Below are 22644 nucleotides of genomic sequence, written 5' to 3'. Positions count from 1 at the left end.
TGGGCTTGCCCGAAGCGGAGAGTGAAAATGATAGACGAAGTTTTTTTACCGAAAAAAAATGAGTATATGGAAATCGGCATGCTGACCTGGGACCGGATAGAGGAAGCTATGAGACTTCGGGAGTTTGTTTGGGAACAGCTGGAGAATAAGGCATTATTTGCACAGGCGGAACGGAAGGATTTTATAAAAGCCATAGAGGATGGGTTTGGTCTTGTAGCCCTGATTCGCGGAAGGGTTATCGGATGCCTTTTGTGTACCCTCAGGGATGTAGAATATGGGGTGGATCGGAGGTACACAGGCAAGATGCTGGAGGAATGTGCGGATTATGTGGATACGTATATCCATCCGGAGTACAGAGGAAATGGGATTCAGAACATTCTGGAAGAAATTATGTGCGGGATATGCAGACAGAACGGCAAAAGGACTATTTTAGGAACTGTTTCGCCGGACAATAAGCACAGTTACGAGAATTTTTTAAAGGCGGGCTACCGCCAGGTGGATCGGATGATAAAGTACGAGGGCCTAGACCGTATCTTTATGGAAAAACATTTAGAACAGGAGGAAAGATAATGGAAGATGGAAGAGAACGAATTCAGCAGCAGATAGAGATCTATTTTGAGAAATGCAAAGCTCTGGCAGACTACCTGACCACGCATCCGGAGATTAGCGGGGAGGAAGTGAACTCCTGTGCCTACATTGTAGAATTCCTCAAATCACAGGGATATGAGGTAACAACACCTTATGCCGGTATGCCCAATTCCTTTCTGGCAGTACATAAGGATCGGCTGAACTATGAGGGAAAGAAAGCTGTGCTTATGTGTGAATACGACGCGCTTCCGGAGGTTGGGCATGCATGCGGCCATTCTCTGAGCTGTGCCTCCAGCGTTCTGGCGGGACTGGCTGTGAACGAGGCGTACAAAGAGCTGCCTATCCGTGTGGACCTTATGGGAACACCGGGGGAAGAATTTGTGGGCGGTAAGATTATAATCACGGATAACGGCGGATTTGACGGCTATGAATTTGCAGCCATGGCCCATATGAATAATGAGAATCAGGCATTTTTCAAAGTTTTGGCGTCCAATGACCGCTATATTACTTTCCATGGAAAGGCCAGTCATGCCTCTGCATCACCGGTAGAAGGCAGAAACGCTCTGAATGCGGCAAGGATCTATATGGATGCCATGGATATGTGGAGACAGCACATCACTCCGGATTGTCAGCTCCATGGAATCGTAGAGTATGGGGGAGATGCACCGAACGTAGTGCCCGAAAAGGTTACTCTGGACTATTATTTCCGTTCTGCGACTCTGGACGGCCTGCACGATCTGAATGCCAAGGCTGAACGGTGCGTGGAGGGGGCCTGTATGTGTACCGACACCACCTTTGAGATCCAGCAGCGCTATCCGGATTACGGCGAGATGTTCTGCAACGAATTCAAAGCGCATTTTCTGCAGGAGCTATTTGCCCTGACAGGCAGAGACAGCATCATACCGGATAAGCCGGCAGGTTCCTCTGACGCGGGCAACGTTGACGTAAAGATTCCTGTATTCCATCCAATGGTGGATATTACCAACGGCCATAAGGAAATTGTACTTCATGACAAGAAGTTTGCAGAGCTTCTTCAGACGCCCCAGGCGTATCAGGGAATGAAGGATTCTGCTCTGATTCTGAGTATGCTGATGTACCGAATGGCAACAGAACAGGAGTTGTTTGATCAGATTAAGAAAGACCACCGGGAATACAGACATCTCTAAAAAAGAGCCTGTTCAGCTGACTGATTAGCCGGCTGAACAGGCTTGTTCTTTTAATCCTGAAGCTTGTACCATACTTCCACAGTTTTATTCACTACCTCATCAATCCGGCTGCTGTCTCTGCTTTCTATTACCCGGTACACCTCCATATGGGTATTATACACATACTCTCCGTTCTGGTGTTTATGGGTATTAGTGATAGAGGCCTGCATAAAGTCCATGACAAATGCATAGATCCTGGCGGCAATCTGATTGTGACAGGCCAGACCCAAAAGCCGGTGAAACTCCAGATCGTTCTGTGTGATTCTGGATTGGGGAGCCTTGCTCTCAATGAGCACTCTCAGATCTTCCAGATTATCTGCAATTTCCTTTCTTTCCAGGGCATTATCGTCGTAATGATCCAGAATTAGTTCCAGTATATCTGTTTCAAATACCTTTCGAAATTCATAAAGATTAGAAATGTCAGGATTTGATACAAAAAAGCTGAACAGCAGCGAATCCATCAATCCATTTCCAGGTGTTTCACATACATAAGTGCCATTGCCCACTCTGATATCTACCAGTCCAAATGCTGACAGAATCTTCATGGCTTCTCTTACAGAACCGCGGCTTACTCCTAACCCCTCAGAAATCTCCAGCTCATTAGGGAGCTTATCTCCTGGTTTCAGACGCCGTTCCATCAATAGCTGCTTGATGCTGTTAACCACAACATCTACGGCAGACTCCCTTTTACTAGCCTCAAACAAATTACTCATAGCTTCATCCCACTCCGATTTTAATCAATAATACTAATTTTACCAAAAAAACCATTATACGTCAAACAAATAGGCACAAAATAAGGACAGGTTGTTATTTTCCTGTCCTTGTTTTGTGCTTATTCTCTCCAGGGGTTCATTGCCGAGGACGGCTGCAGGATAGACCAGGTATCTACAGAGTTCGTAATCGCTTCATCAATCCTTGCGGCATCTCTTAGTTCTATCAATTCAACAATATCACGGTGTATTTTATATACGATTTCCCCGTTTTGCCCTTTATGGGTTGCCGCGATGGAAGGTTCCATAAAATCAATAATAAAATTATAAACCCGTTCTGCCAGCAGATTCCTGGAGGCCTGTCCCAAAAGTCTATGAAATTCTAAATCGTTCTCGGAAAGTTTTTTGTCAGAAGACCCTTTCGCTATCATCCCCTCCAGTTCATCCAGATTGTCGCGGAGTGCTTTTCTCTCTTTGCCATTCTCATCGTAGTGCTCCAGAATCATGGATAGAATATCATTTTCGAAAATATGACGGAACTCATATAAATTTTCGATATCCGGATTCGATACAAAAAAACTAAATAGAAGAGAATCCATAATCGTATTTCCCGGTGTTTCGCAGACATAGGTTCCGTTCCCCACCCGTATATCCACGAGACCAAAGGCGGAAAGGATCTTCATAGCCTCTCTGACAGAACCCCGGCTGACACTTAAGTCTTCCGATATCTCCAGTTCACTGGGAAGCTTATCCCCCGGCTTTAAGGTCCTCTCCATGAGAAGCTGCTTAATGCTGTTTACTACAAGGTCTACCGCGGATTCACGCTTGCTTGCTTCGAATAAATTGCTCATTTTTTCACCTCCCGTCCTCCATCCCAATACATATAGATAGTTAGTCCCACAACCATTAGATATTCGTAAGCAGCGCTTAAATATTTTAATAGTTGATAATATTTTAACATGAATATTCATCATACGTCAAATATTAGATATAAGATATTATGCATAATATTACTTGCATATCTTTATGCAAATTTGACAAAGTGCATATAAATCTTGAAAAATTATGGCAAAACCGTTGACAAATCAGGCGATAAATGATATACATAAAACATCAGATGTTTAACGGATAACAAATGAATTGAGAAAAAGGAGATTGGATATGAAAAACAAGATTTTAGCAGCACTTTTAACAGTGGCATTAGTAGGAACTATGACTGCCTGCGGAAACAAGAGCGAGGGAGGAAGCACAGATTCTTCTAATACGCAGTCTTCCAGCAGTACTGCAAGTACAGATACTGAGGGCGGCGAAGATACTATGCTGGGAGCCGACAGTGCAACCGTGCGATTAAAAGTGGGTACAACCACAGCTCCTGAAGGTCACTACGTAAAAGGTCTGCAGGAAATGCAGAAATTACTGGAAGAATACAGCGACGGCGAGATGACACTGGATATCTATCCCAACTCTCAGCTGGGCAATGAAAGAGATATGATGGAAAACGTAGGGATGGGAGTACAGGAAATGTGCCTGATTTCTACCGGTCCGATACCAAACTTTGTATCTGACTTCGCAGTTCTTGACCTTCCTTACTTATTCGAAAATGAAGAACAGGCTTATAAGGTACTGGACGGAGAAGTTGGAACCTCTCTTCTGGGTCAGTTGGACAGCCAGGGAATCAAAGGAGTTGGTTTCTGGGAAAACGGATTCCGTGAAGTAACAAACGACAAAAAGGAAATCGTGACGCCAGATGATTTAAAAGGTATGAAGATTCGTACCATGGAAAACAACGTACATATGGCTACTTACCAGGCATTGGGCGCTACTGCAACTCCTATGGCATGGAGTGAAATCTTCACAGCCCTTCAGCAGGGAACTGTAGACGGACAGGAAAACCCAATTGCGATTATTGAGTCTGCCAAGGTGTATGAAGTACAGAAATATGTATCCATGATTGACTTATTCTATTCTCCCTGCGTACTGATGATTTCACAGAGCACGTATGATGGCTTCACAGACGCACAGAAAGAAGCCTTTGACAAAGCAGCAGAAGAAGCAAAGGATTATCAGAGAGAGTACAGCAGCAGCTATAATAAAGAAGCAATTCAGACAATGAAGGACGCCGGCGTAACAGTTACAGAGGTTGACAAAGCTGTATGGCAGGAAGCTGCAAATGCTGTATACGATCAGTTAGACAGCTTAAATCTGAACAAAGAACTGGTTGAAAAGATTCAGTCATCTAAGTAGAAGAGGTGGACACTTTGAAAAAACTATTTAACGGACTAAGGAGAGCGGAAGAAGTTCTTTTGGTAATATTAATGATTATCATGTGTGTGATTATCTTCGTTGCCACTGTTGCCCGTTTTACAGGATTATTCGTAATCCCCTGGGCGGAAGAGCTTGCCAGATACTGCATGATATGGATTATCTTCCTGGGCATCGGTGTTGCCGCTTGTAATGGAGAACATTTTTGTGTGGAGGCTTTGGAACTGTTTTGTTCCAAAGCGGTCCTGAAAGTGATATATGTACTGGATGCTGTATTGGTTTTAGGGTTTAGCTTATTTGCTTCCTATTATGGAATCACAATCCTGCAGAAGCAGATTGCCAGCGGACAGATAACACCCAGCCTGCGGTGGCCCATGTGGATTATGTATCTGTCTATCCCTCTGGGATTGATATTGATGGCCCTCTGCTATGCATGGCATACCTATGAAAGAGTTACAGCAAAAGAGACAGTAGAAGAAATCCAGCAGAAGGAGGATAAGGAACAATGATTATAGGAATGTTATTTGGAGTCTTATTCGTCATGCTGTTCCTGGGAGTCCCCATTGCCATCTGCCTTGGAATTGCAGTATGTGTGGCTATTGTAGCCAGCGGCAATATGAATCTGCTTCCCGCAGTTGCCCAGAGAATGTTTACTCAGGCTGATAACTTCACCCTGATGGCAGTTCCTTTCTTTATCCTGGCAGGCAACATTATGGAAAAAGGCGGAATCTCCAAACGACTGATTGACTTTATAGAAATATTAATGAGAAGAATTCCAGGACGACTGTCCTGTATTACCGTAGTGGCATCCGCATTCTTCGGAGCTATCTCCGGTTCCAACCCGGCAACGGTTGCTGCTATCGGCGGCATCACCGTTCCCAGAATGAAACAAAAAGGGTATCCGGACGATATCGCTGCAGCTGTTGCAGCTTCCGGCGGCACCCTGGGGGTTGTAATTCCCCCAAGTATCCCTATGGTTACTTATGCAGTTACGGCTTCCGTATCTGTAGGAACCATGTTTATGGCAGGTGTTATCCCCGGATTATTGCTGGCAGTAGTTCTGATTGCTACCAACATTGTAATCTGTAAAAAATATGATGCAGCAGAGACTGGTAAAGTTACACTGAGAGCTTTCGCCCACTCCTTTAAGGAAGCTATCCTTGCAATTTTTATGCCGGTAATAATCCTGGGTGGTATTTACGGCGGGTTATTCACCCCCACAGAATCTGCCGCAGTTGCCTGTGTGTATGCATTTATCATCAGTGTGTTTGTTTACAAAGAACTGAAAATGAAGGACATCTACGAAATATTTCGCAAATCCACAGTAAGCTCTGCAGTGGTATTGTTTGTGGTCAGTATGTCAGCTCCATTTGCCTGGTTTATGACAAATCAGAACATTCCTACATTTATCGCGTCCAGCGTGCTGGGGCTGTTCACCAATAAAGTGGCACTGCTGCTGATGATTAACGTAATTCTGTTATTCCTGGGATGTTTCCTGGAAACGCAGTCAATTATCCTTCTGGTAACCCCAATCCTGTTGCCAATCGCGACATCCCTGGGATTATCACCTATCGCATTAGGTATCATCATTATTATCAATACATCCATCGGCATGATAACGCCGCCTATGGCAGTAAACCTGTTTGTTGCTTCTGGAATTGCCAACACCAGTATCGGTAAGATTAGCAAACGGATTATTCCATACCTCTGTGTCGAGATTGCAACTTTGCTGGTTATGACTTTTATTCCGGCAATTATCACCTGGCTTCCGGGTGTGATGGGGGTTTGATAGTAACTTACAACTTATAAAAACATATTTTAAGGAGGTTTTAGCATGAATACCGCAGAACTGAAACAAATGGCAAATCATCTGAGAATGACAGCTGTGGACATGGTTTATAAAGGAAAGGACGGACATCCGGGACCAGCGCTGTCTATTGCAGACATCGTGGCAACTCTGTTCTTTGATGAGATGAGAATCGATCCCGCTAACCCGGACTGGGAAGACAGAGACCGTTTTATCTTATCCAAAGGACACGCCTGCCCTATCTACTATGCGGCCCTGTCTGAAAAAGGATACTTTGGAGACAAGATCGAAGATTTTAAGCTGAGAGCCCTGGGCAGCAAGTTCCAGGGACACCCGGTTATGAATAAAACCAAAGGGGTGGATATGACGTCCGGTTCCTTAGGAAATGGTATTTCCATTGCCGGGGGAATGGCCCTGGCCGGCAAATACAGAAAGAAAGACTACAATGTATTCGTCATCGCCGGAGACGGGGAGCTTCAGGAGGGCGTGTGCTGGGAGGGCATTAACTCCGCGGCAGGCCATAAGCTGGATAACCTCATTGTATTCGTAGACAAAAACGGCTGGCAGAGCGGGGGCTCCGTGGAGGAGACCATCGGTGCCAACAACATCAAAGAGCGTTTTGAGGCCTTCCAGTGGGATGCCCAGGAAATCGACGGCCATGATATTGACGCCATTAAGGCAGCCATCGCTAAAGCAAAGGCAGCCAAGGGAAAACCAAGCGTTATCGTGTGCGACTGTGTGAAAGGAAAAGGACTTTCTTTCATGGAAAATGACAATGCATGGCACAAAGGAGTGCCCACAGACGAACAGTACCAGCAGGCAGTGAAAGAATTAGGAGGTGCGAAATAATGGCAGAATTCAAGGGAACGAGAGAAGCCTTTGCTGCGGCACTCATCGATTTAGCAGCAAAAGATGACAAAATTATGTTTGTTTCACCTGACTCATTAAAAGCAATGCGTGCAACCAAATTCGCAGAGTTATATCCGGATCAGTACGTGGAGGTGGGAATCTCCGAGCAAAATGCAGTGGATACCGCCGCAGGGCTGGCAGCTGCAGGACTGACCCCCTTTGTGGGCACCTATGCAGGGTTTATGACCATGCGTGCCTGCGAGCAGATGCGTACCTTTGTAGCTTACCCGAACCTGAATGTAAAGTTTGTGGGAATCAACTCCGGCCTTTTGGGCGGGGAGAGGGAAGGGGTTACCCATCAGTTCTATGAAGACCTGGGCATCCTTTCCAACATACCAAACTACACCATTTTAACCCCGGCAGACGGTCCCCAGACCTACAAAGCTGTACAGATGGCGGCAGAGATTGACGGTCCGGTGTATGTAAGAGCAGGAAGCGGAAGAGAAGCAGATGTCTATGAGAAAGAAGCCTCTTTCTCACCGGACGGCATCACCATCTTAAGAGAGTACGGGGATGACACTCTGCTCTTATCCAGCGGATTTGTCCTGGACCGTGTACTGGCAGCCGCAGACCTGTTAAAAGAGCAGGGCGTGAACGTGACTGTAGGAGATATCAACATTTTATACGGAAAGAATCCAGAGAAGATCATCGAGGCTATTAAGAAGGCTAAGAAGATTGTGACTGTGGAGGACCACAATGTAAACGGAGGCATGGGAGCATACATAAGCAAGCTGGCAGTTGAGAACGCCCCGAAATTTGTAAAGCGCATGGGACTTACCACCTTCGGAGAGTCCGGTCCTGCCAAAGAACTGGCAGATTACTACGGATTTTCACCGGAGAATATCGCAAAGACTGTAAAAGAAAATTTATAATTCACAATCAGTAATACAATGACCTATAAGCGGCATACCGGTTCTCAAAACCGGTGTGCCAGAACAAAAGGAAAAGAGGAAGAGATCATGAGCAAAATCGTAGTAAGTGTAATCGGTGCCGGGGGAAAAATGGGAACCAGAACCAGCAACAACCTGGCAAAAAAGCCGGAGGATTTCGAACTGCTTCTGGTAGAAGCAACCGAGGCAGGAATCCAGAGTATTAAAGACAGGGGCTTTGAGCCTACTCCGGTAGAAGAGGCGCTGTCTAAAGCAGATGTAGTGGTGTTCGCAGTGCCGGATACTCTAATCGGAAAACTTTCCGCTATCTATGTACCCCAGTTAAAACCGGGAACCGGATTCATCATCTTGGACCCTGCAGCAGCAGTGGCAAGAGAGCTGACCTTAAGAGAGGACTGCACCTTTGGAGTAGCTCATCCCTGCCATCCCTCCTATTTCCTGGATCAGGATACCTTTGAAGCACGCCAGGACCGTTTCGGAGGTATGGGCGGAAAACAGGATATCGTAATGTCCAAGATTCAGGGAGACGATGACCGTTTCGCACAGTGTGTGGAGGTAGCAAAACAAATGTATGCGCCGGTAGAGCATGCGTATGTGATGTCCTCTGAGCAGATTGCATTCTTAGAGCCTACCCTGGTAGAGCTTCTGGGAGCTACCTGCTTATATGCCATGGCAGAGACCGTGGAAGAAGCAGTAAAGAGAGGCATTCCGAAAGAAGCAGCAGTGTCCTTCCTGACCGGCCATATCTATAATCTGTCAGCTAACTTTCTGGGCTATATCCCCGGAAACCCACCGGTATCCGATGCGTGCAAAGTGGCCATCGGACTTGGAAACCGTCTGGTTATGAGAGAAAACTGGAAAGACATCTGGAAAGATGAGGTCCTGGACAAAGTAATCGCAACCATGCTGCATCCGGAAAATCCACAGATCTAATCCTGAAACCCGGTCCCGGCGCACACCTCCGGGAAGGTACGCCGGGGCATATGAAAAGTAAAACCATTTTGCCAAAAATAAAGAATTTTATCTTAATGTGGAAAGACTGCCATACTCAACTAATCCATGTATAGACAAAGCAAAGAAAAAGTTGACGAGGCGCTACGTGGGTGTTATATTTACATCATAACATACCATGTTACGACGTAAGGGTAAAGAGAGTAAGAGAAAGGATAAGATAAGTATGAAAATCGTTGTTTTAGACGGATATACAGAGAATCCGGGAGATTTATCCTGGGGAGATATGGAAGCACTTGGGGAACTTACGGTTTATGACCGCACATCTCTGACAGATATGCAGGAAGTAATTGACAGGATTGGTGATGCAGAAGCGGTCATTACCAATAAGACTCCTCTTCCAAAAGAAGTATTCGACGCATGCCCGAATATAAAATATGTGGGTGTTCTGGCTACAGGATACAACGTAGTTGACGTTGACACTGCAAAAGCCAAAGGCATTCCGGTATGCAATATTCCTACCTATGGAACCGCAGCAGTAGGTCAGTTTGCCATTGCCCTGCTTCTGGAGATCTGCCATCACATCGGCCATCACGACAAGGCAGTCCATGAGGGACGCTGGGAGAGTAACCCGGACTGGTGCTTCTGGGACTATCCCCTTATTGAGCTGGCGGACAAAACTATGGGAATTATTGGTTTTGGAAGAATCGGCCAGGCAACCGGCCGTATTGCAAAAGCTCTGGGTATGAAAGTAATTGCCAACGACGAATATCCAAACGACAGCGGCAAGGAAATTGCAGAATATGTAAGCAGAGAAGAATTATTCGCCCAGGCTGACGTTATAGCCCTGCACTGCCCGCTGTTCCCATCTACACAGGGAATCATTAACAAAGAAAACATTGCCAAGATGAAAGACGGTGTTATCATTCTCAATAACTCCAGAGGTCCTCTTATCGTGGAGGAAGACTTAAGGGATGCGTTAAACAGCGGAAAAGTAGCGGCAGCGGGCCTGGATGTAGTATCCACAGAGCCCATTAAGGGAGATAACCCCCTTCTGCAGGCAAAGAACTGTATCATCACACCGCACATCTCCTGGGCTCCAAAGGAATCCAGACAGAGACTGATGGACATTGCTGTAGAAGACTTAAAGGCCTTCGTTGCCGGCAATCCAATCAATGTAGTGAATAAATAAAAGAAATACCCAATTAAGCCAAAAACAAAACATCAACCTAAAAAATAAGATTTATTCCCCCTAAAACCCCCAGGTACTGCCATACCCGGGGGTTTTTTCTGACATTTGCCGGAGCAGCAAAAAAGGACTGCCCTTACATAATAAGAGCAGTCCTCAACTTCGCTTTATATTATAATTTTTCTACATTAGCTGCCTGCATTCCGCGAGCGCCTTCTGTTAAATCATAAGATACAGCCTGGCCTTCTTCTAAGGATTTGAATCCGTCGCCATTGATTGCAGAGAAATGTACGAAAACGTCAGCTCCGTCTTCTCCAGTAATAAATCCATAACCTTTTTCCGCATTGAACCACTTAACAGTTCCTTTGTTCATGATGTTACCTCCATAAATATAAATAAATAATAGATAAAAATACTGGAAAATAAAAAATCCACCAGCTATTACAGATCATATTGTGTATAAATATAATCTCTAATAACTAGTGAATTACTTTACATCCAATAAATCCTTTGACACCATTAAGTATAGTCTGAAAACTGGAAAAAGTCAAGGAAAAAAATAAGAGTTTTGCAAAAAAATGAGAGTTAAATATCAGGTGAAAGTGGGGATGGATTTCTGCTCAAAGTGATTCAAGTCGGAAAGTGTGAGGTGGCGGGGGGACGGTGAGAGAAATCCCGCGGCAGCGGGTTGGCTGGTTCGGACAGGAGGGAGGCTTAAGTTCCGGGGACACCTCCGTCGCGAAGAGAGTCTAAGACAAAACCGGAATCCCCGCAGGAGCACTGTTCGTATGTGCAAAGAATGCTTGATGTGCATTCTCTGCCCATGCTCACTTTTTTTCGGCCCGGACTGCCGAAAAAATCTCCTGTGGGAATCCCGGTTTTGCTTAAGACTCTCTAGTCACTCCTGCGGAACCGTCCGCGGAGCTTAAGCCTCCCTCCCGCCCGAACCAGCCAGCCCGCCGCCGCAGGATTCCTCTCACCTGGGTATGGGGGAGTTCCAGAGTGTAGGTTTTTCAGAAGGGGAATGCTATTCTCTACATAAGATAGGGTTGTAAATTTGTCAGATAGAATATGCTGTAATGTAGCCAGAAAGTATGGAAGTGATAACGGTAACAGGTTTGGCTGTTTATCCAAAACATCGAGCGATCATAAATGATGAATAATATGAAAAGTGTACAACTCTCGACTTTCCCCACCCGTTTTCCGTGAATGTGAAGTGAGTCTCTGCCAGGATGGATATAGGAGGGAGCCCCTGGCCTGGCCCTGCCTCCCCGGTGCTCCCTCCTATATCCGTCCGTCAGCAACGCCTCGCTCGACGACTGCATAACCCCGAACTTCACATACACAAAACTATAATTTGACGTACGAAATTGGGTATGATACTATTAAAATCAAGATATAAACCATAATATCCAAGGAGTAAAAAGGAGTAAAAATATGAGTATCTTAATCAAGAATGGACGTGTACTGGATCCGGACACCCAGACGGATAAAGTATGTGACGTTTTTATACAGGAAGATAAGATAAAAGAAGTCGGCGAAAAGCTGAAAGTAAAGGCAGCCAGGGTGATTGACGCGAAAGGCTGTTTTGTTATGCCCGGACTGATAGATATACATGTGCATTTGAGGGATCCCGGGCTGGAGTATAAGGAAGATATCCTTTCCGGTGCGAGAGCGGCAGCCAGAGGAGGATTCACTACCATACTGGCCATGCCTAATACGAAGCCCGTGATTGACCGCCCGGACCGGGTGCGTTATGTTCACAAAAAGGCGGAACAGCTGGCGCCTATCCATGTTCTTCAAGTGGGTGCTATCACCATGGGACAAAAGGGCGAGGAGCTGGCAGATATCAGGGGCATGGTGGAGGAGGGAATTCCTGCCATCAGTGAAGACGGAAAGTCAGTAATGAATGCGCAGTTATATAAGGAAGCAATGGAAATAGCAGCAGCCTGCGGCATACCGGTTCTGGCTCACTGTGAAGACATTAATATGGTGAACGGCGGCTGCATGAATGCGGATGAAAAAGCCAGGGAACTGGGACTACCGGGGATTACCAATTCTGTGGAGAACGTAATCATAGCGAGAGATATTCTGCTGGCGAGAGATACCGGGGCAAAACTCCATCTCTGCCACTGTTCCACGGGGGAAAGTGTGAAGATGGTGGAGATGGCCAAAGAGGACGGAATCCACGTAACTGCGGAGGTATGCCCTCACCATTTTACCCTTTCTACCGATGACATCAAAGAGAATGATGCCAACTATAAAATGAATCCTCCTCTTCGGACAAAAGAGGATGTAGAGGCTTTAAAAGAGGGGCTGAAGAATAATATTATGGATGTGATCAGTACCGATCATGCACCTCACAGCAAGGAAGAAAAGAGCCAGTCTATGAAAAAAGCTCCTTTTGGGATAGTAGGGCTTGAAACATCGGTAGCGCTTACCATCAGTGAACTGGTGGAGCCGGGGATTTTGACGCCTATGCAGATGGCGGAAAAGATGAGCTATAATCCGGCGCAGGTGATCGGCAGTGAGCGGGGCTCTCTTGCAGTGGGCAAACCTGCGGATGTTGTGATTATAGACCCAAAGGCGGAATATATCATTGATGCCAGAAAGTTTGATTCTAAAGGTAAGAATACGCCGTTTCACGGACGTAAGGTTACCGGAAAAGTGAAAATGACAATCTGTGACGGACAAATCGTTTATCAGGATTAAAAATGAATCGGAAGCATGATAATATGGAGGAATACAGATGATTAACAAGCTGGTAGCAAAAATACAGAAGACAAACGCGCCGATTGTAGTGGGATTGGATCCTATGCTGAACTACATTCCGGCTCATATTCAGAAGAAGGCATTCCAGGAATACGGAGAGACTTTGGAGGGTGCAGCAGAGGCGGTCTGGCAGTTTAACAAAGAGATTGTTGATAAGACCTATGATATAATTCCTGCAGTAAAGCCTCAGATTGCTATGTACGAGCAATTTGGAATTCCAGGAATGACTGCTTTTAAAAAGACAGTAGATTACTGTAGAGAAAAGGATCTGGTAGTGATTGGAGATATAAAACGCGGTGATATCGGATCAACCTCCGCTGCATATGCAGTGGGCCATCTGGGAAAAGTAAAAGTGGGTGACAAGACCTATGCGGGCTTTGACGAGGATTTTGCAACGCTGAATCCTTATATGGGAGCAGACAGCATCCAACCATTTATAGAGGTATGCAGAGAGGAAAACAAGGGAATCTTCGTGCTTGTAAAGACTTCCAATCCCTCCAGCGGAGATTTCCAGGATCAGCTGGTGAACGGAAGACCACTGTATGAACTGGTGGGCGAAAAGGTGGCAGAGTGGGGAGAAACCCATATGGGAGATACCTACAGTTATGTAGGTGCAGTCGTAGGTGCCACCTATCCGGAGATGGGAAAGATTCTGAGGAAGATTATGCCGAAGGCATATATCCTGGTGCCGGGCTATGGAGCACAGGGCGGACAGGGAAAGGATCTGGTTCATTTCTTCAATAAAGATGGACTGGGAGCGATTGTAAATTCCTCCAGGGGGATTATCGCATCCTACAAACAAGAAAAATATGCGAAATTCGGGCCTGAAAATTTTGGTGATTCTGCACGCCAGGCAGCACTGGACATGATAGAGGATATCAGCAGTGCCCTGGAAAGATAAGAGAACAGGAGAAACGCATATGTCAAAGAAAACAAATGAGATGAGTCAGATACTCAGCCAGGAGAAACTCGCCAGTGATGTATACAGCATGTGGCTGAGGACCGAAGAGATTGCGAAAGAAGCAAGCCCCGGACAGTTTGTCTCCGTATACAGCCGTGATGGGAGCCGGGTGCTGCCCAGACCCATCAGTATATGTGAAGTCAGTGAAGATAAAAGAAGTCTGCGGCTGGTATACCGGGTAGTGGGAAAAGGAACGGAAGAGTTTTCAATGCTGAAGGCGGGAGACAGGCTCTCCATTCTTGGCCCTCTGGGCAATGGATTTCCTCTGGAGCGTGCTGCCGGAAAAAGAGTCTTCCTTATGGGGGGCGGGATAGGAATTCCCCCTATGGTAGAAACGGCAAAGGCACTGGACGGGGACAAGCATATCATTGCAGGTTACCGGGATGAACTTTTTCTCCAGGAGGAACTGAAGAGATACGGCAGAGTCTATACGGCTACCGAGGACGGAAGCGCCGGCACGCCGGGAAATGTTCTGGATGCCATGATGGCTAATGGACTGACAAAGGAAGAGGGCCGGGAGCCGGAGATTATCTTTGCCTGTGGACCGGCACCAATGCTCAGGGCCATCAAAGCCTATGCGCAGGAGATGGAGATTGAGTGCTGGATCTCCATGGAAGAAAGAATGGCCTGTGGTGTGGGAGCCTGCCTGGCCTGTGTCTGCCAGTCAAAAGAGATAGACGAACACTCAAAAGTGCATAATAAGAGAGTCTGCAAAGACGGCCCTGTCTTCTTAAGCACGGAGGTAGAATTATGATAAATACAAAAGTAAGCCTGGCCGGCGTAGAGCTTAAGAATCCGGTGATGACAGCCTCGGGCACCTTTGGATCCGGTGTGGAGTACAGCGAACTAATTGATTTGAACCGTTTAGGGGCGGTAGTGACAAAGGGAGTGGCCAGCACGCCCTGGACCGGGAATCCCACCCCCAGAATCGCTGAGACTTACGGAGGCATGATTAATGCGATTGGTCTTCAGAACCCGGGGATGAAGGTGTTTTGTGAACGAGATCTTCCTTTTCTGGAAAAGTTTGATACCAAAGTAATTGTAAATGTCTGCGGAAAGACAAAAGAAGAGTACTGCCGGGTGGTTGACCGCCTTTCCGACGAAAACATAGATATGCTGGAGATCAATATTTCCTGTCCAAATGTGAAGGAAGGAGGCATTGCCTTCGGACAGGATCCCTTTGCCGTGGAAGAGATTACCGCGGCTGTGAAAAAGTATGCCAGACAGCCCGTAATTATGAAGCTGAGTCCTAATGTTGCGGACATTACGGAGATGGCAAGAGCTGCTGAGTGCGGAGGTGCAGATGTACTGTCGCTGATCAATACACTCACAGGAATGAAGATTGATATTAATAAAAGAACCTTTGCAGTTGCCAACCGTACGGGGGGACTTTCCGGACCGTGTGTAAAGCCGGTGGCGGTGCGCATGGTATATCAGGTGGCCAACACGGTAAAACTTCCCATTATCGGTATGGGTGGGATCGCCACGGCTGAGGATGCCCTGGAATTTATTCTGGCAGGGGCTACCGCTGTGTCAGTGGGCACTGCAAACTTTTTTAATCCCCGGGCTACACTGGATGTGATTGAAGGGATAGAGTCTTATATGCAGAAAAATAAAATTCAGGATATCCAAGAACTGATAGGTGTGGTAAAATAATACAGGAATAGCACACGGACGAGAGCCCCAGCTATTCTGCTGCAGATAAAAAGCAGGGCATAAAGATCGATTTGGGAGGACTCACATGGAAGCATATAAGCAGGAATTTATTGGATTTATGGTAGATTGTCAGGTGTTGAAATTTGGGGATTTCGTTACAAAAAGCGGAAGAAAGACACCATTTTTTGTCAACACTGGTTTTTATAGAACAGGGGCGCAGCTTCGCAGACTGGGGCAGTATTATGCAAAAGCCATTCATGACGCCTACGGACTGGACTTTGACGTATTATTCGGACCGGCTTATAAGGGGATCCCTCTGACTGTGGCAGCAACTATGGCAATCAGCGAACTGTACGACAGAGATATCCGGTACTGTTCCAACCGGAAAGAAGTGAAAGACCATGGAGATAAAGGTATATTGCTGGGAAGCCCCATTCAGGATAAGGATCGGGTGGTGATCATCGAGGATGTAACCACAGCCGGAACCTCCATACAGGAAACTCTGCCCATTATCAGGGCGCAGGGGGATGTAACACCTGTAGGCTTGGTGGTTTCCGTGGACCGCATGGAACGGGGACAAGGTACCAAAAGTGCATTAAAAGAAATTGAAGAAAAATACGGACTGCAGACCACAGCCATTGTTACCATGGCAGAAGTGGTAGAACACTTATACAATAGAGAATACCAAGGAAGAGTAGTAATTGACGACGCAATGAAAGAAGCCATCGACAGATACTATGAACAGTATGGTGCCGAGTAAAGAAAGGAAAGTGTTCGCAATGAGTGAAAAGATATACAAAATGGTGTCAAGGGCAGGTGTATGGAATCTTGTCCTGGGTATTATAGTATTAGTAACAGGGATTGCTGCGGGAACGATGTTAATCATAAACGGCGGCAAATTGATAAAACAAAAATACGAGATCATGATTTAACTTCTATAGAGAAAAGTCACACGCGGACCGTGTGACTTTTTAAACTGTCTGGAATGAGGAATGAAAAATTGAAGAAAGAAACAAAACGGCGAATAAAAAGGATAGGTACGATCCTGTTTGTGCTGTATATTCTTGTTCTCATCTACTTCCTGTTTTTTTCGGAGGGATTCGGCAGGGGGCAGGGGGCAGAGAGAGTATACCGATACAATCTTACCCCGTTGAAAGAGATCAGAAGGTTTTGGGTTTACCGGGAACAATTAGGGTTTGTAGCTGTTTTTACCAATCTGGTGGGCAATGTAGTTGGATTTGTTCCATTTGGCCTGATTCTCCCGGTAATAAACCGTAATACCAGAAACTTGTTCTTTATCGGATTTGCCGGATTTGCCTTGAGCCTTTGTGTGGAATGCATACAGCTGGTTGGAAAGGTAGGAAGCTTTGATGTGGATGATATGATCCTGAATACGGCTGGAGCTGTACTGGGATATTTGATATTTGCAGTTTTCCACGGGATTTACAAGATAAAGTTTGAACACAAGCGCAGGAAAAGGAGATGAGAAGGTGGGAAAAAGATATAAGTACACATTTGCCAGGAAGAAGCAGTCAGAGGGCGGGATTACCTCTTCGGTTATGGCACTGATCTCTGTCCTTCTGTTTCTCACAGGGGCGGTTCTTTCCTTTGCCTTTCAGGGAAAGGGGGGCCTGTATCTGGGGGCCATGGGACTGGTGGCCATAGGCGTTTCAGTCTATGGATTTATCATTGGATTAAAAAGCTTTTCCAAGGAAAACCGGGCATACACCTACAGCAAAGTGGGGGCTATAGCCAACGGTGTTCTGATGGTGGGCTGGCTGGGATTATTTTTGATAGGAGTGTAGAAGGATGGACGACAGGCTGATAAAACAGATGAATTTTATACTGGAAGTAGACAAAATTAAGAACATTACCAGGCAGACATATTTGTCTGACGGGAAAAGAAAAGAAAATGATGCGGAGCATTCCTGGCATTTGGCCCTTATGGCAGTTCTTCTCAGGGAACATGCCAATGAAGAGCTGGATCTGGTGAAGGTCATGACTATGGTGCTTATCCACGATATTGTAGAGATCGATGCGGGAGATACGTATGCGTATGACGATGCCGGCAATACTACAAAAAGAGAACGGGAAGTGCGGGCAGCGAACCGGATCTTCGGTCTGCTTCCGGAGGATCAGGGAAATATGTGTAAGGAACTGTGGGAAGAATTTGAGCTTGCAAAGACCCCTGAGGCAAAGTTTGCCCATACCCTGGATAATTTTCAGCCGCTGATGCTCAACGATGCTGCAGACGGAAAGTCGTGGAGAGAACATGAGGTAAAGAAATCTCAGGTTATGAAGAGAAATGAACACACAGGGGATGGTTCCAGAGTTATCCGCTCTTATATGCAGCAGCTGATCGATAAAAATGTGGAGTGTGGGAATTTAAAAAATGAGTAAAGAAGAGATGATTGACGAGCGTTACCAGCTGGTAACCGGACGCATTAGAGAAATCCCCAGGGAGGAATCTGTGCCGGAACCTTTCAGGGAGTATTTCCGGAAGACTGCAGGATTTATTGGGCTGACAGCCCAGGTTCTGGAAAAAATGCTGAACGGCTGGGCAGAGATTGCGGCAAAAAAAGAATTGAAGGATTGGAATGACAGACTGTACGAAGACATTTTGCCGGCCAACTATGGGACATCCTACGGGAACCCGGCATATGCAGTCTCTGTTCTGGGGGAGGAGTACGGGCAGCTGCTCAGCTTTTTGTATACAGAGATCAGAGGTCTTATTGTGTATGCCTATGAGAAACGGAAATGGGATTTTACGGTAGCAGCAGAGCTCTTTGCAGAAATCTACAATATGTTTCAGGATGAGATTCCCAAAGCTGAAACCCTAAGAGAGACCCTGTACTGGTATGTAAGCGACTACAGTGATGAGATGGCGGCCTATCGGGTGCGGGAATCGTTAGACCCTTCTCTCTCATTCGCCAGAGATATCATTATGGAAGAGGACCTCAGAGACGATAGGTACCTTTATCTGTTCGGCGAGTATATTTCAGATAATATCTGTCAGGTGTCCGCCTTTTTAAATACACTGTCCCAGGAGGAAATTGATGCTATGGCGTCAACTTATACAGAGGGATACAGGATTGGCTTTTTGACAACCGGAAAGGATATTAAAAAGAAGAAGACTGTAAACATACGCTTCCAGCTGGGGTTTGAGAGGATGATAAGGGCGGCCGTTCTTCAGTTTGAAAAGATGGGGTTGCAGCCGGTGATCTACCGGGCCGCAAGCCACGCAGTTAATAAGAGACAGCACCTGCGTATCGGGTATTATGGTGCAGTTCCCAATAAGCAGTATGATTACGATCACAGGGGGGATGCCGCCCTGTATCTGGATCAGGAATTCGTGCAGAGAAAACTCAGAGTGATGCAGGTGGCATATGAAAAAATGAAGGAATTGGCCGCTGTGCACGGTGGTCCTGCGGTGGTAGAGGTGTTTGGAGAGGAGCCATTTGTGCCGATGCCCTGTCCTCAGGCCATGCAGCTCTCAAAAGCCCAGCAAAAGCTTCAGGTAACCTATGACAGTGAAGCGGGACAGATTACAAACCGTTATATCAAAGGGGAAGAGAGAAGCTTTACGATTATTGCCTATCCCGTACCTGAGATAGGAGAGGATTTTCCGGACATTTTCCGTGAGACAGTAAAGATTAATACCCTGGATTATAAGCTATATCAGCAGATTCAGCAGAGGATTATTGATGCTCTGGACACCGGAGACAGGGTTCATATTAAGGGATTAGGCGACAATCAGACTGACTTGATCATAGCCCTGCATCCTCTGGCAGATCCGGAGAGACAGACAAACTTTGAAAACTGTGTGGCAGATGTGAATATTCCGGTGGGAGAGGTCTTTACCTCCCCACTCTTAAAGGGTACCCAGGGAATCCTCCATGTAAGCCGTATATATCTGAATGAGCTCTGCTACAGGGATTTAAAGATTACTTTCCAGGACGGCAGGATTACAGACTATACCTGCAAAAATTTTGACACAGAAGAAGAAAACAAAAAGTATATATTTGAAAATGTGCTCTTTCATCATGACACCCTCCCTATGGGGGAATTTGCCATAGGCACAAATACAGCTGCTTATGTTATGGCCAGGAAGTATGGGATAGAGGGAAAACTTCCTATTCTGATCGCTGAGAAGATGGGACCTCATTTTGCCGTGGGAGACACCTGCTACAGCTGGGCGGAGGATACTCCAGTTTATAATCCGGACGGAAAGGAAATCGTTGCCAGAGATAATGAGGTATCCATTCTCCGCAGGGAGGATATCGCCAAAGCATACCTGGGATGTCATACAGATATTACGATACCCTATGATGAATTAGAGTCAGTTGCAGTCATAACGTCAGAGGGGGAGGAGACAGCAGTGATCAGGGACGGAAGATTTGTCCTCCCGGGAACAGAGGAACTGAACCGGCCGTTTGAAGGCGGAATTCACATTGACAAGAATTACAAGTCTTAGTAAAATTGATAAAGGTAATATGGCTGCCCTTGTTTTTATCTGGCAGCATATGATAAAGATTAATCAAAAGAAAAAAGGAGAATGACAATGGCTAAAGTTGGAATTGTTATGGGTAGTGACTCTGATATGCCTGTTATGAGCAAGGCGGCAGATATGCTGGAAAAGCTGGGGATTGATTATGAGATGAAGATAATCTCTGCTCACAGAGAACCGGACGTATTCTTTGAATATGCAAAAACAGCAGAAGAAAAAGGATTCAAGGTAATTATAGCAGGTGCAGGTATGGCGGCTCATCTGCCAGGTATGTGCGCAGCGATCTTCCCGATGCCAGTCATTGGAATTCCTATGCATACAACCTCTCTGGGTGGAAGGGATTCCCTCTACTCTATTGTTCAGATGCCTTCCGGCATACCTGTAGCAACGGTCGCAATCAACGGCGGTGCCAATGCCGGAATACTGGCAGCTAAGATTCTGGCCACCTCAGATCCTGAGCTGCTGGCAAGGCTGAAAGCATACACGGAAGAATTAAAGGAACAGGTGGTTGCCAAAGATGAAAGGCTGCAGGCTGTAGGATATAAAAATTATACAAAGTAGGAAGCATCCAGCAAAACACGGAGGAGAAAGATGGATTATAAAAAAGCAGGTGTTGATATTGAAGCAGGTTACAAATCAGTAGAGTTGATGAAGGAGCATATCAGGAAAACCATGAGACCGGAAGTCCTGACGAATATTGGAGGGTTTTCCGGAGCCTTTTCTATGGATGCCTTTAAAAACATGGAGAAGCCTACCCTTGTATCCGGAACAGACGGGGTGGGTACAAAGCTGAAGCTGGCATTTATTATGGACAAGCATGACACCGTAGGAATTGACTGCGTGGCTATGTGTGTCAATGATATTGCCTGCGCAGGGGGTGAGCCCCTGTTTTTCCTGGATTATATCGCATGCGGGAAGAATGTACCGGAAAAGATTGCTGAGATTGTCAAAGGGGTTGCGGACGGGTGTGCCCAGTCCAATGCCGCTCTTATCGGCGGGGAAACAGCTGAGATGCCAGGATTTTATCCGGAAGATGAATACGATCTGGCTGGATTTGCCGTAGGCATTGTAGACGAAAAGGATCTGATTACAGGAAAAGATCTGAAGCCAGGGGATATATTGATCGGCATGGCTTCCTCCGGGGTGCACAGCAATGGCTTTTCCCTGGTAAGGAAAGTATTCGATATGACAAAAGAATCCCTTTCTGCTTATCACGAAGCATTGGGCAGTACATTGGGAGAGGCACTTCTTGCTCCCACCAAGATTTATGTGAAAGCTTTGAAGAGTATTAAGGAAGCTGGTGTGCGGATACGTGCCTGCAGTCATATCACTGGAGGCGGCTTTTATGAGAATGTGCCCAGAATGCTCAAAGAGGGTGTCTGTGCAGTTATTGAAAAGGACAGTTATCCGGTACCGCCTATCTTTGCTATGATGGCAGAACAAGGCAAGATTGACGAGAAAATGATGTACAATACTTATAATATGGGGCTCGGTATGGTTTTAGCCGTTGACGCTGCTGACGTGGATAAAACTATGGAAGCCATCAAAGCCGCAGGGGAAGCTCCTTACGTAGTAGGACGTGTGGAAGAAGGAGAAAAAGGAGTGAAATTATGCTAAAGGTGGCAGTACTTGTGTCCGGAGGGGGGACTAATCTTCAGGCAATTATCGATGGAATTGCCAAAGGAACGATTACGAACACCAAGATAGAGGTTGTCATCAGCAATAACCCGGGCGTATATGCCCTGGAACGGGCCGGTAAGGCTGGTATCCCTGGGAAATGTATCTCTCCAAAGGCTTTTGCGGGCAGAGAGGAGTATTATGATGCACTCCTGGAAGAACTGGCATCCTATCAGGTGGATCTGGTTGTTCTGGCCGGGTGTCTGGTAGTGATTCCTAAAAAAATGGTTGATGCATATCCCAACAAAATTATAAATGTGCATCCCGCTCTGATTCCTGCGTTTTGCGGTACCGGTTATTACGGGCTGAAGGTCCACGAAGGTGTTCTGGCCCGGGGAGCGAAGGTGACCGGTGCAACGGTACACTTTGTGGATGATGGTACTGATACGGGACCTATTATACTGCAGAAGGCTGTGGAGGTTTCACAGGACGATACCCCTAAAACACTCCAGCAGAGGGTGATGGAGGAGGCAGAATGGGTTATTATGCCGAAAGCTATTGATTTGATTGCGAATGATAAAATAGAGATTGTGGAACATAAGGTCAGAATTAAGGAGTAG

25 protein-coding genes are annotated in these 22644 nt (G+C 46.1%); 22 read left to right on the top strand and 3 right to left on the bottom strand.

What is annotated here, in order from left to right; translation table 11 throughout:
• The first annotated feature begins 27 nt into the window (after window positions 1–27).
• A complete protein-coding gene (locus tag GKG41_RS00260) occupies window positions 28–570 on the top strand; it encodes a GNAT family N-acetyltransferase (RefSeq protein WP_154256290.1) in 543 nt (180 codons plus the stop codon).
• Window positions 570–1754 (top strand): peptidase dimerization domain-containing protein, encoded by a 1185-nt coding sequence (locus GKG41_RS00255; protein WP_154256288.1) that lies wholly within the window; start codon window positions 570–572, stop codon window positions 1752–1754. Before GKG41_RS00260 ends, GKG41_RS00255 begins: the two co-directional genes overlap by 1 nt.
• Before the next feature lie 50 nt (window positions 1755–1804).
• Here the strand turns inward: GKG41_RS00255 and GKG41_RS00250 are convergent, their stop codons facing one another.
• Together GKG41_RS00250 and GKG41_RS00245 are read right to left on the bottom strand one after the other, a co-directional pair.
• Window positions 1805–2506 (bottom strand): GntR family transcriptional regulator, encoded by a 702-nt coding sequence (locus GKG41_RS00250; protein ID WP_072854220.1) that lies wholly within the window; start codon window positions 2504–2506, stop codon window positions 1805–1807.
• A 119-nt stretch (window positions 2507–2625) separates the two neighbouring features.
• Window positions 2626–3354, bottom strand: coding sequence for a GntR family transcriptional regulator (locus GKG41_RS00245; RefSeq protein WP_072854221.1), 729 nt, complete (start codon window positions 3352–3354; stop codon window positions 2626–2628).
• Window positions 3355–3664: 310 nt separating this feature from the next.
• On the opposite strand from GKG41_RS00245, the gene GKG41_RS00240 reads away from it, so the two are divergent.
• The 7 genes from GKG41_RS00240 to GKG41_RS00210 all read left to right on the top strand — a co-directional run bounded on the left by GKG41_RS00240 (window position 3665) and on the right by GKG41_RS00210 (window position 10514).
• Window positions 3665–4747 carry a TRAP transporter substrate-binding protein gene (locus tag GKG41_RS00240; RefSeq protein WP_072854222.1) on the top strand — a complete coding sequence of 361 codons (1083 nt, stop codon included), beginning with the start codon at window positions 3665–3667 and terminating at the stop codon, window positions 4745–4747.
• A gap of 14 nt (window positions 4748–4761) precedes the next feature.
• Window positions 4762–5274, top strand: coding sequence for a TRAP transporter small permease (locus GKG41_RS00235; RefSeq protein ID WP_139249507.1), 513 nt, complete (start codon window positions 4762–4764; stop codon window positions 5272–5274).
• Window positions 5271–6554 carry a TRAP transporter large permease gene (locus tag GKG41_RS00230; protein WP_072854224.1) on the top strand — a complete coding sequence of 428 codons (1284 nt, stop codon included), beginning with the start codon at window positions 5271–5273 and terminating at the stop codon, window positions 6552–6554. Before GKG41_RS00235 ends, GKG41_RS00230 begins: the two co-directional genes overlap by 4 nt.
• Window positions 6555–6599: 45 nt before the next feature.
• Complete coding sequence (locus GKG41_RS00225) at window positions 6600–7421, top strand: transketolase (RefSeq protein ID WP_072854225.1); 822 nt, start codon at window positions 6600–6602, stop codon at window positions 7419–7421.
• Window positions 7421–8353 carry a transketolase C-terminal domain-containing protein gene (locus tag GKG41_RS00220; RefSeq protein WP_072854226.1) on the top strand — a complete coding sequence of 311 codons (933 nt, stop codon included), beginning with the start codon at window positions 7421–7423 and terminating at the stop codon, window positions 8351–8353. Before GKG41_RS00225 ends, GKG41_RS00220 begins: the two co-directional genes overlap by 1 nt.
• An 87-nt stretch (window positions 8354–8440) precedes the next feature.
• Window positions 8441–9304, top strand: a complete 864-nt coding sequence (locus GKG41_RS00215) for a phosphogluconate dehydrogenase C-terminal domain-containing protein (RefSeq protein WP_072854264.1) — start codon at window positions 8441–8443, stop codon at window positions 9302–9304.
• Window positions 9305–9548: 244 nt separating this feature from the next.
• On the top strand, window positions 9549–10514 hold the full coding sequence (locus tag GKG41_RS00210) for a D-2-hydroxyacid dehydrogenase (RefSeq protein ID WP_072854227.1): 966 nt from the start codon (window positions 9549–9551) through the stop codon (window positions 10512–10514).
• 169 nt (window positions 10515–10683) lie between these two features.
• Here the strand turns inward: GKG41_RS00210 and GKG41_RS00205 are convergent, their stop codons facing one another.
• Complete coding sequence (locus tag GKG41_RS00205; RefSeq protein ID WP_072854228.1) at window positions 10684–10884, bottom strand: cold-shock protein; 201 nt, start codon at window positions 10882–10884, stop codon at window positions 10684–10686.
• A gap of 1064 nt (window positions 10885–11948) precedes the next feature.
• Between GKG41_RS00205 and GKG41_RS00200 the strand changes: the two genes are divergently transcribed.
• From GKG41_RS00200 to purN, 13 genes are all read left to right on the top strand, one after another.
• Window positions 11949–13223: a dihydroorotase gene (locus GKG41_RS00200; protein ID WP_154256286.1), complete on the top strand. Its 1275-nt coding sequence runs from the start codon at window positions 11949–11951 to the stop codon at window positions 13221–13223.
• A gap of 37 nt (window positions 13224–13260) precedes the next feature.
• Window positions 13261–14184: an orotidine-5'-phosphate decarboxylase gene (gene pyrF, locus GKG41_RS00195; protein WP_154256284.1), complete on the top strand. Its 924-nt coding sequence runs from the start codon at window positions 13261–13263 to the stop codon at window positions 14182–14184.
• 19 nt (window positions 14185–14203) lie between these two features.
• Window positions 14204–14998 carry a dihydroorotate dehydrogenase electron transfer subunit gene (locus tag GKG41_RS00190; protein WP_072854234.1) on the top strand — a complete coding sequence of 265 codons (795 nt, stop codon included), beginning with the start codon at window positions 14204–14206 and terminating at the stop codon, window positions 14996–14998.
• Window positions 14998–15900, top strand: coding sequence for a dihydroorotate dehydrogenase (locus GKG41_RS00185; protein ID WP_347563305.1), 903 nt, complete (start codon window positions 14998–15000; stop codon window positions 15898–15900). The genes GKG41_RS00190 and GKG41_RS00185 overlap by 1 nt, the downstream gene beginning before the upstream one ends.
• Before the next feature lie 85 nt (window positions 15901–15985).
• Entirely contained in the window at window positions 15986–16660 is a 675-nt protein-coding gene (gene pyrE, locus GKG41_RS00180; RefSeq protein WP_072854236.1) for an orotate phosphoribosyltransferase, read from the top strand.
• A gap of 19 nt (window positions 16661–16679) precedes the next feature.
• Window positions 16680–16832: a hypothetical protein gene (locus GKG41_RS23060; RefSeq protein WP_167594282.1), complete on the top strand. Its 153-nt coding sequence runs from the start codon at window positions 16680–16682 to the stop codon at window positions 16830–16832.
• Between the two features lie 68 nt (window positions 16833–16900).
• On the top strand, window positions 16901–17386 hold the full coding sequence (locus tag GKG41_RS00175) for a VanZ family protein (protein WP_072854237.1): 486 nt from the start codon (window positions 16901–16903) through the stop codon (window positions 17384–17386).
• A 4-nt stretch (window positions 17387–17390) separates the two neighbouring features.
• Window positions 17391–17705, top strand: coding sequence for a DUF6142 family protein (locus tag GKG41_RS00170; RefSeq protein WP_226903691.1), 315 nt, complete (start codon window positions 17391–17393; stop codon window positions 17703–17705).
• Between the two features lie 4 nt (window positions 17706–17709).
• Window positions 17710–18300: an HD domain-containing protein gene (locus GKG41_RS00165; protein ID WP_154256280.1), complete on the top strand. Its 591-nt coding sequence runs from the start codon at window positions 17710–17712 to the stop codon at window positions 18298–18300.
• Complete coding sequence (locus tag GKG41_RS00160; protein WP_243140970.1) at window positions 18293–20374, top strand: aminopeptidase; 2082 nt, start codon at window positions 18293–18295, stop codon at window positions 20372–20374. The genes GKG41_RS00165 and GKG41_RS00160 overlap by 8 nt, the downstream gene beginning before the upstream one ends.
• 87 nt (window positions 20375–20461) lie before the next feature.
• Window positions 20462–20968, top strand: coding sequence for a 5-(carboxyamino)imidazole ribonucleotide mutase (gene purE, locus GKG41_RS00155; protein WP_154256278.1), 507 nt, complete (start codon window positions 20462–20464; stop codon window positions 20966–20968).
• 30 nt (window positions 20969–20998) lie between these two features.
• A complete protein-coding gene (gene purM, locus GKG41_RS00150) occupies window positions 20999–22024 on the top strand; it encodes a phosphoribosylformylglycinamidine cyclo-ligase (protein ID WP_154256275.1) in 1026 nt (341 codons plus the stop codon).
• A complete protein-coding gene (gene purN / locus GKG41_RS00145; RefSeq protein WP_154256273.1) occupies window positions 22018–22644 on the top strand; it encodes a phosphoribosylglycinamide formyltransferase in 627 nt (208 codons plus the stop codon). The genes purM and purN overlap by 7 nt, the downstream gene beginning before the upstream one ends.

Source organism: Lactonifactor sp. BIOML-A5, from assembly GCF_009677585.1.
Taxonomy (GTDB): domain Bacteria; phylum Bacillota; class Clostridia; order Lachnospirales; family Lachnospiraceae; genus Lactonifactor.
The sequence above is the reverse complement of the archived record's forward strand: the minus strand, read 5'-3'. Positions and strand labels throughout refer to the sequence as shown.

Coding starts and splice junctions, on each gene's coding strand:
- GKG41_RS00260 (WP_154256290.1), top strand. CDS start 28: ATGATAGACGAAGTTTTTTTACCGAAAAAAAATGAGTATATGGAAATC.
- GKG41_RS00255 (WP_154256288.1), top strand. CDS start 570: ATGGAAGATGGAAGAGAACGAATTCAGCAGCAGATAGAGATCTATTTT.
- GKG41_RS00250 (WP_072854220.1), bottom strand. CDS start 2,506: ATGAGTAATTTGTTTGAGGCTAGTAAAAGGGAGTCTGCCGTAGATGTT.
- GKG41_RS00245 (WP_072854221.1), bottom strand. CDS start 3,354: ATGAGCAATTTATTCGAAGCAAGCAAGCGTGAATCCGCGGTAGACCTT.
- GKG41_RS00240 (WP_072854222.1), top strand. CDS start 3,665: ATGAAAAACAAGATTTTAGCAGCACTTTTAACAGTGGCATTAGTAGGA.
- GKG41_RS00230 (WP_072854224.1), top strand. CDS start 5,271: ATGATTATAGGAATGTTATTTGGAGTCTTATTCGTCATGCTGTTCCTG.
- GKG41_RS00225 (WP_072854225.1), top strand. CDS start 6,600: ATGAATACCGCAGAACTGAAACAAATGGCAAATCATCTGAGAATGACA.
- GKG41_RS00220 (WP_072854226.1), top strand. CDS start 7,421: ATGGCAGAATTCAAGGGAACGAGAGAAGCCTTTGCTGCGGCACTCATC.
- GKG41_RS00215 (WP_072854264.1), top strand. CDS start 8,441: ATGAGCAAAATCGTAGTAAGTGTAATCGGTGCCGGGGGAAAAATGGGA.
- GKG41_RS00210 (WP_072854227.1), top strand. CDS start 9,549: ATGAAAATCGTTGTTTTAGACGGATATACAGAGAATCCGGGAGATTTA.
- GKG41_RS00205 (WP_072854228.1), bottom strand. CDS start 10,884: ATGAACAAAGGAACTGTTAAGTGGTTCAATGCGGAAAAAGGTTATGGA.
- GKG41_RS00200 (WP_154256286.1), top strand. CDS start 11,949: ATGAGTATCTTAATCAAGAATGGACGTGTACTGGATCCGGACACCCAG.
- pyrF (WP_154256284.1), top strand. CDS start 13,261: ATGATTAACAAGCTGGTAGCAAAAATACAGAAGACAAACGCGCCGATT.
- GKG41_RS00190 (WP_072854234.1), top strand. CDS start 14,204: ATGTCAAAGAAAACAAATGAGATGAGTCAGATACTCAGCCAGGAGAAA.
- pyrE (WP_072854236.1), top strand. CDS start 15,986: ATGGAAGCATATAAGCAGGAATTTATTGGATTTATGGTAGATTGTCAG.
- GKG41_RS23060 (WP_167594282.1), top strand. CDS start 16,680: ATGAGTGAAAAGATATACAAAATGGTGTCAAGGGCAGGTGTATGGAAT.
- GKG41_RS00165 (WP_154256280.1), top strand. CDS start 17,710: ATGGACGACAGGCTGATAAAACAGATGAATTTTATACTGGAAGTAGAC.
- GKG41_RS00160 (WP_243140970.1), top strand. CDS start 18,293: ATGAGTAAAGAAGAGATGATTGACGAGCGTTACCAGCTGGTAACCGGA.
- purE (WP_154256278.1), top strand. CDS start 20,462: ATGGCTAAAGTTGGAATTGTTATGGGTAGTGACTCTGATATGCCTGTT.
- purM (WP_154256275.1), top strand. CDS start 20,999: ATGGATTATAAAAAAGCAGGTGTTGATATTGAAGCAGGTTACAAATCA.
- purN (WP_154256273.1), top strand. CDS start 22,018: ATGCTAAAGGTGGCAGTACTTGTGTCCGGAGGGGGGACTAATCTTCAG.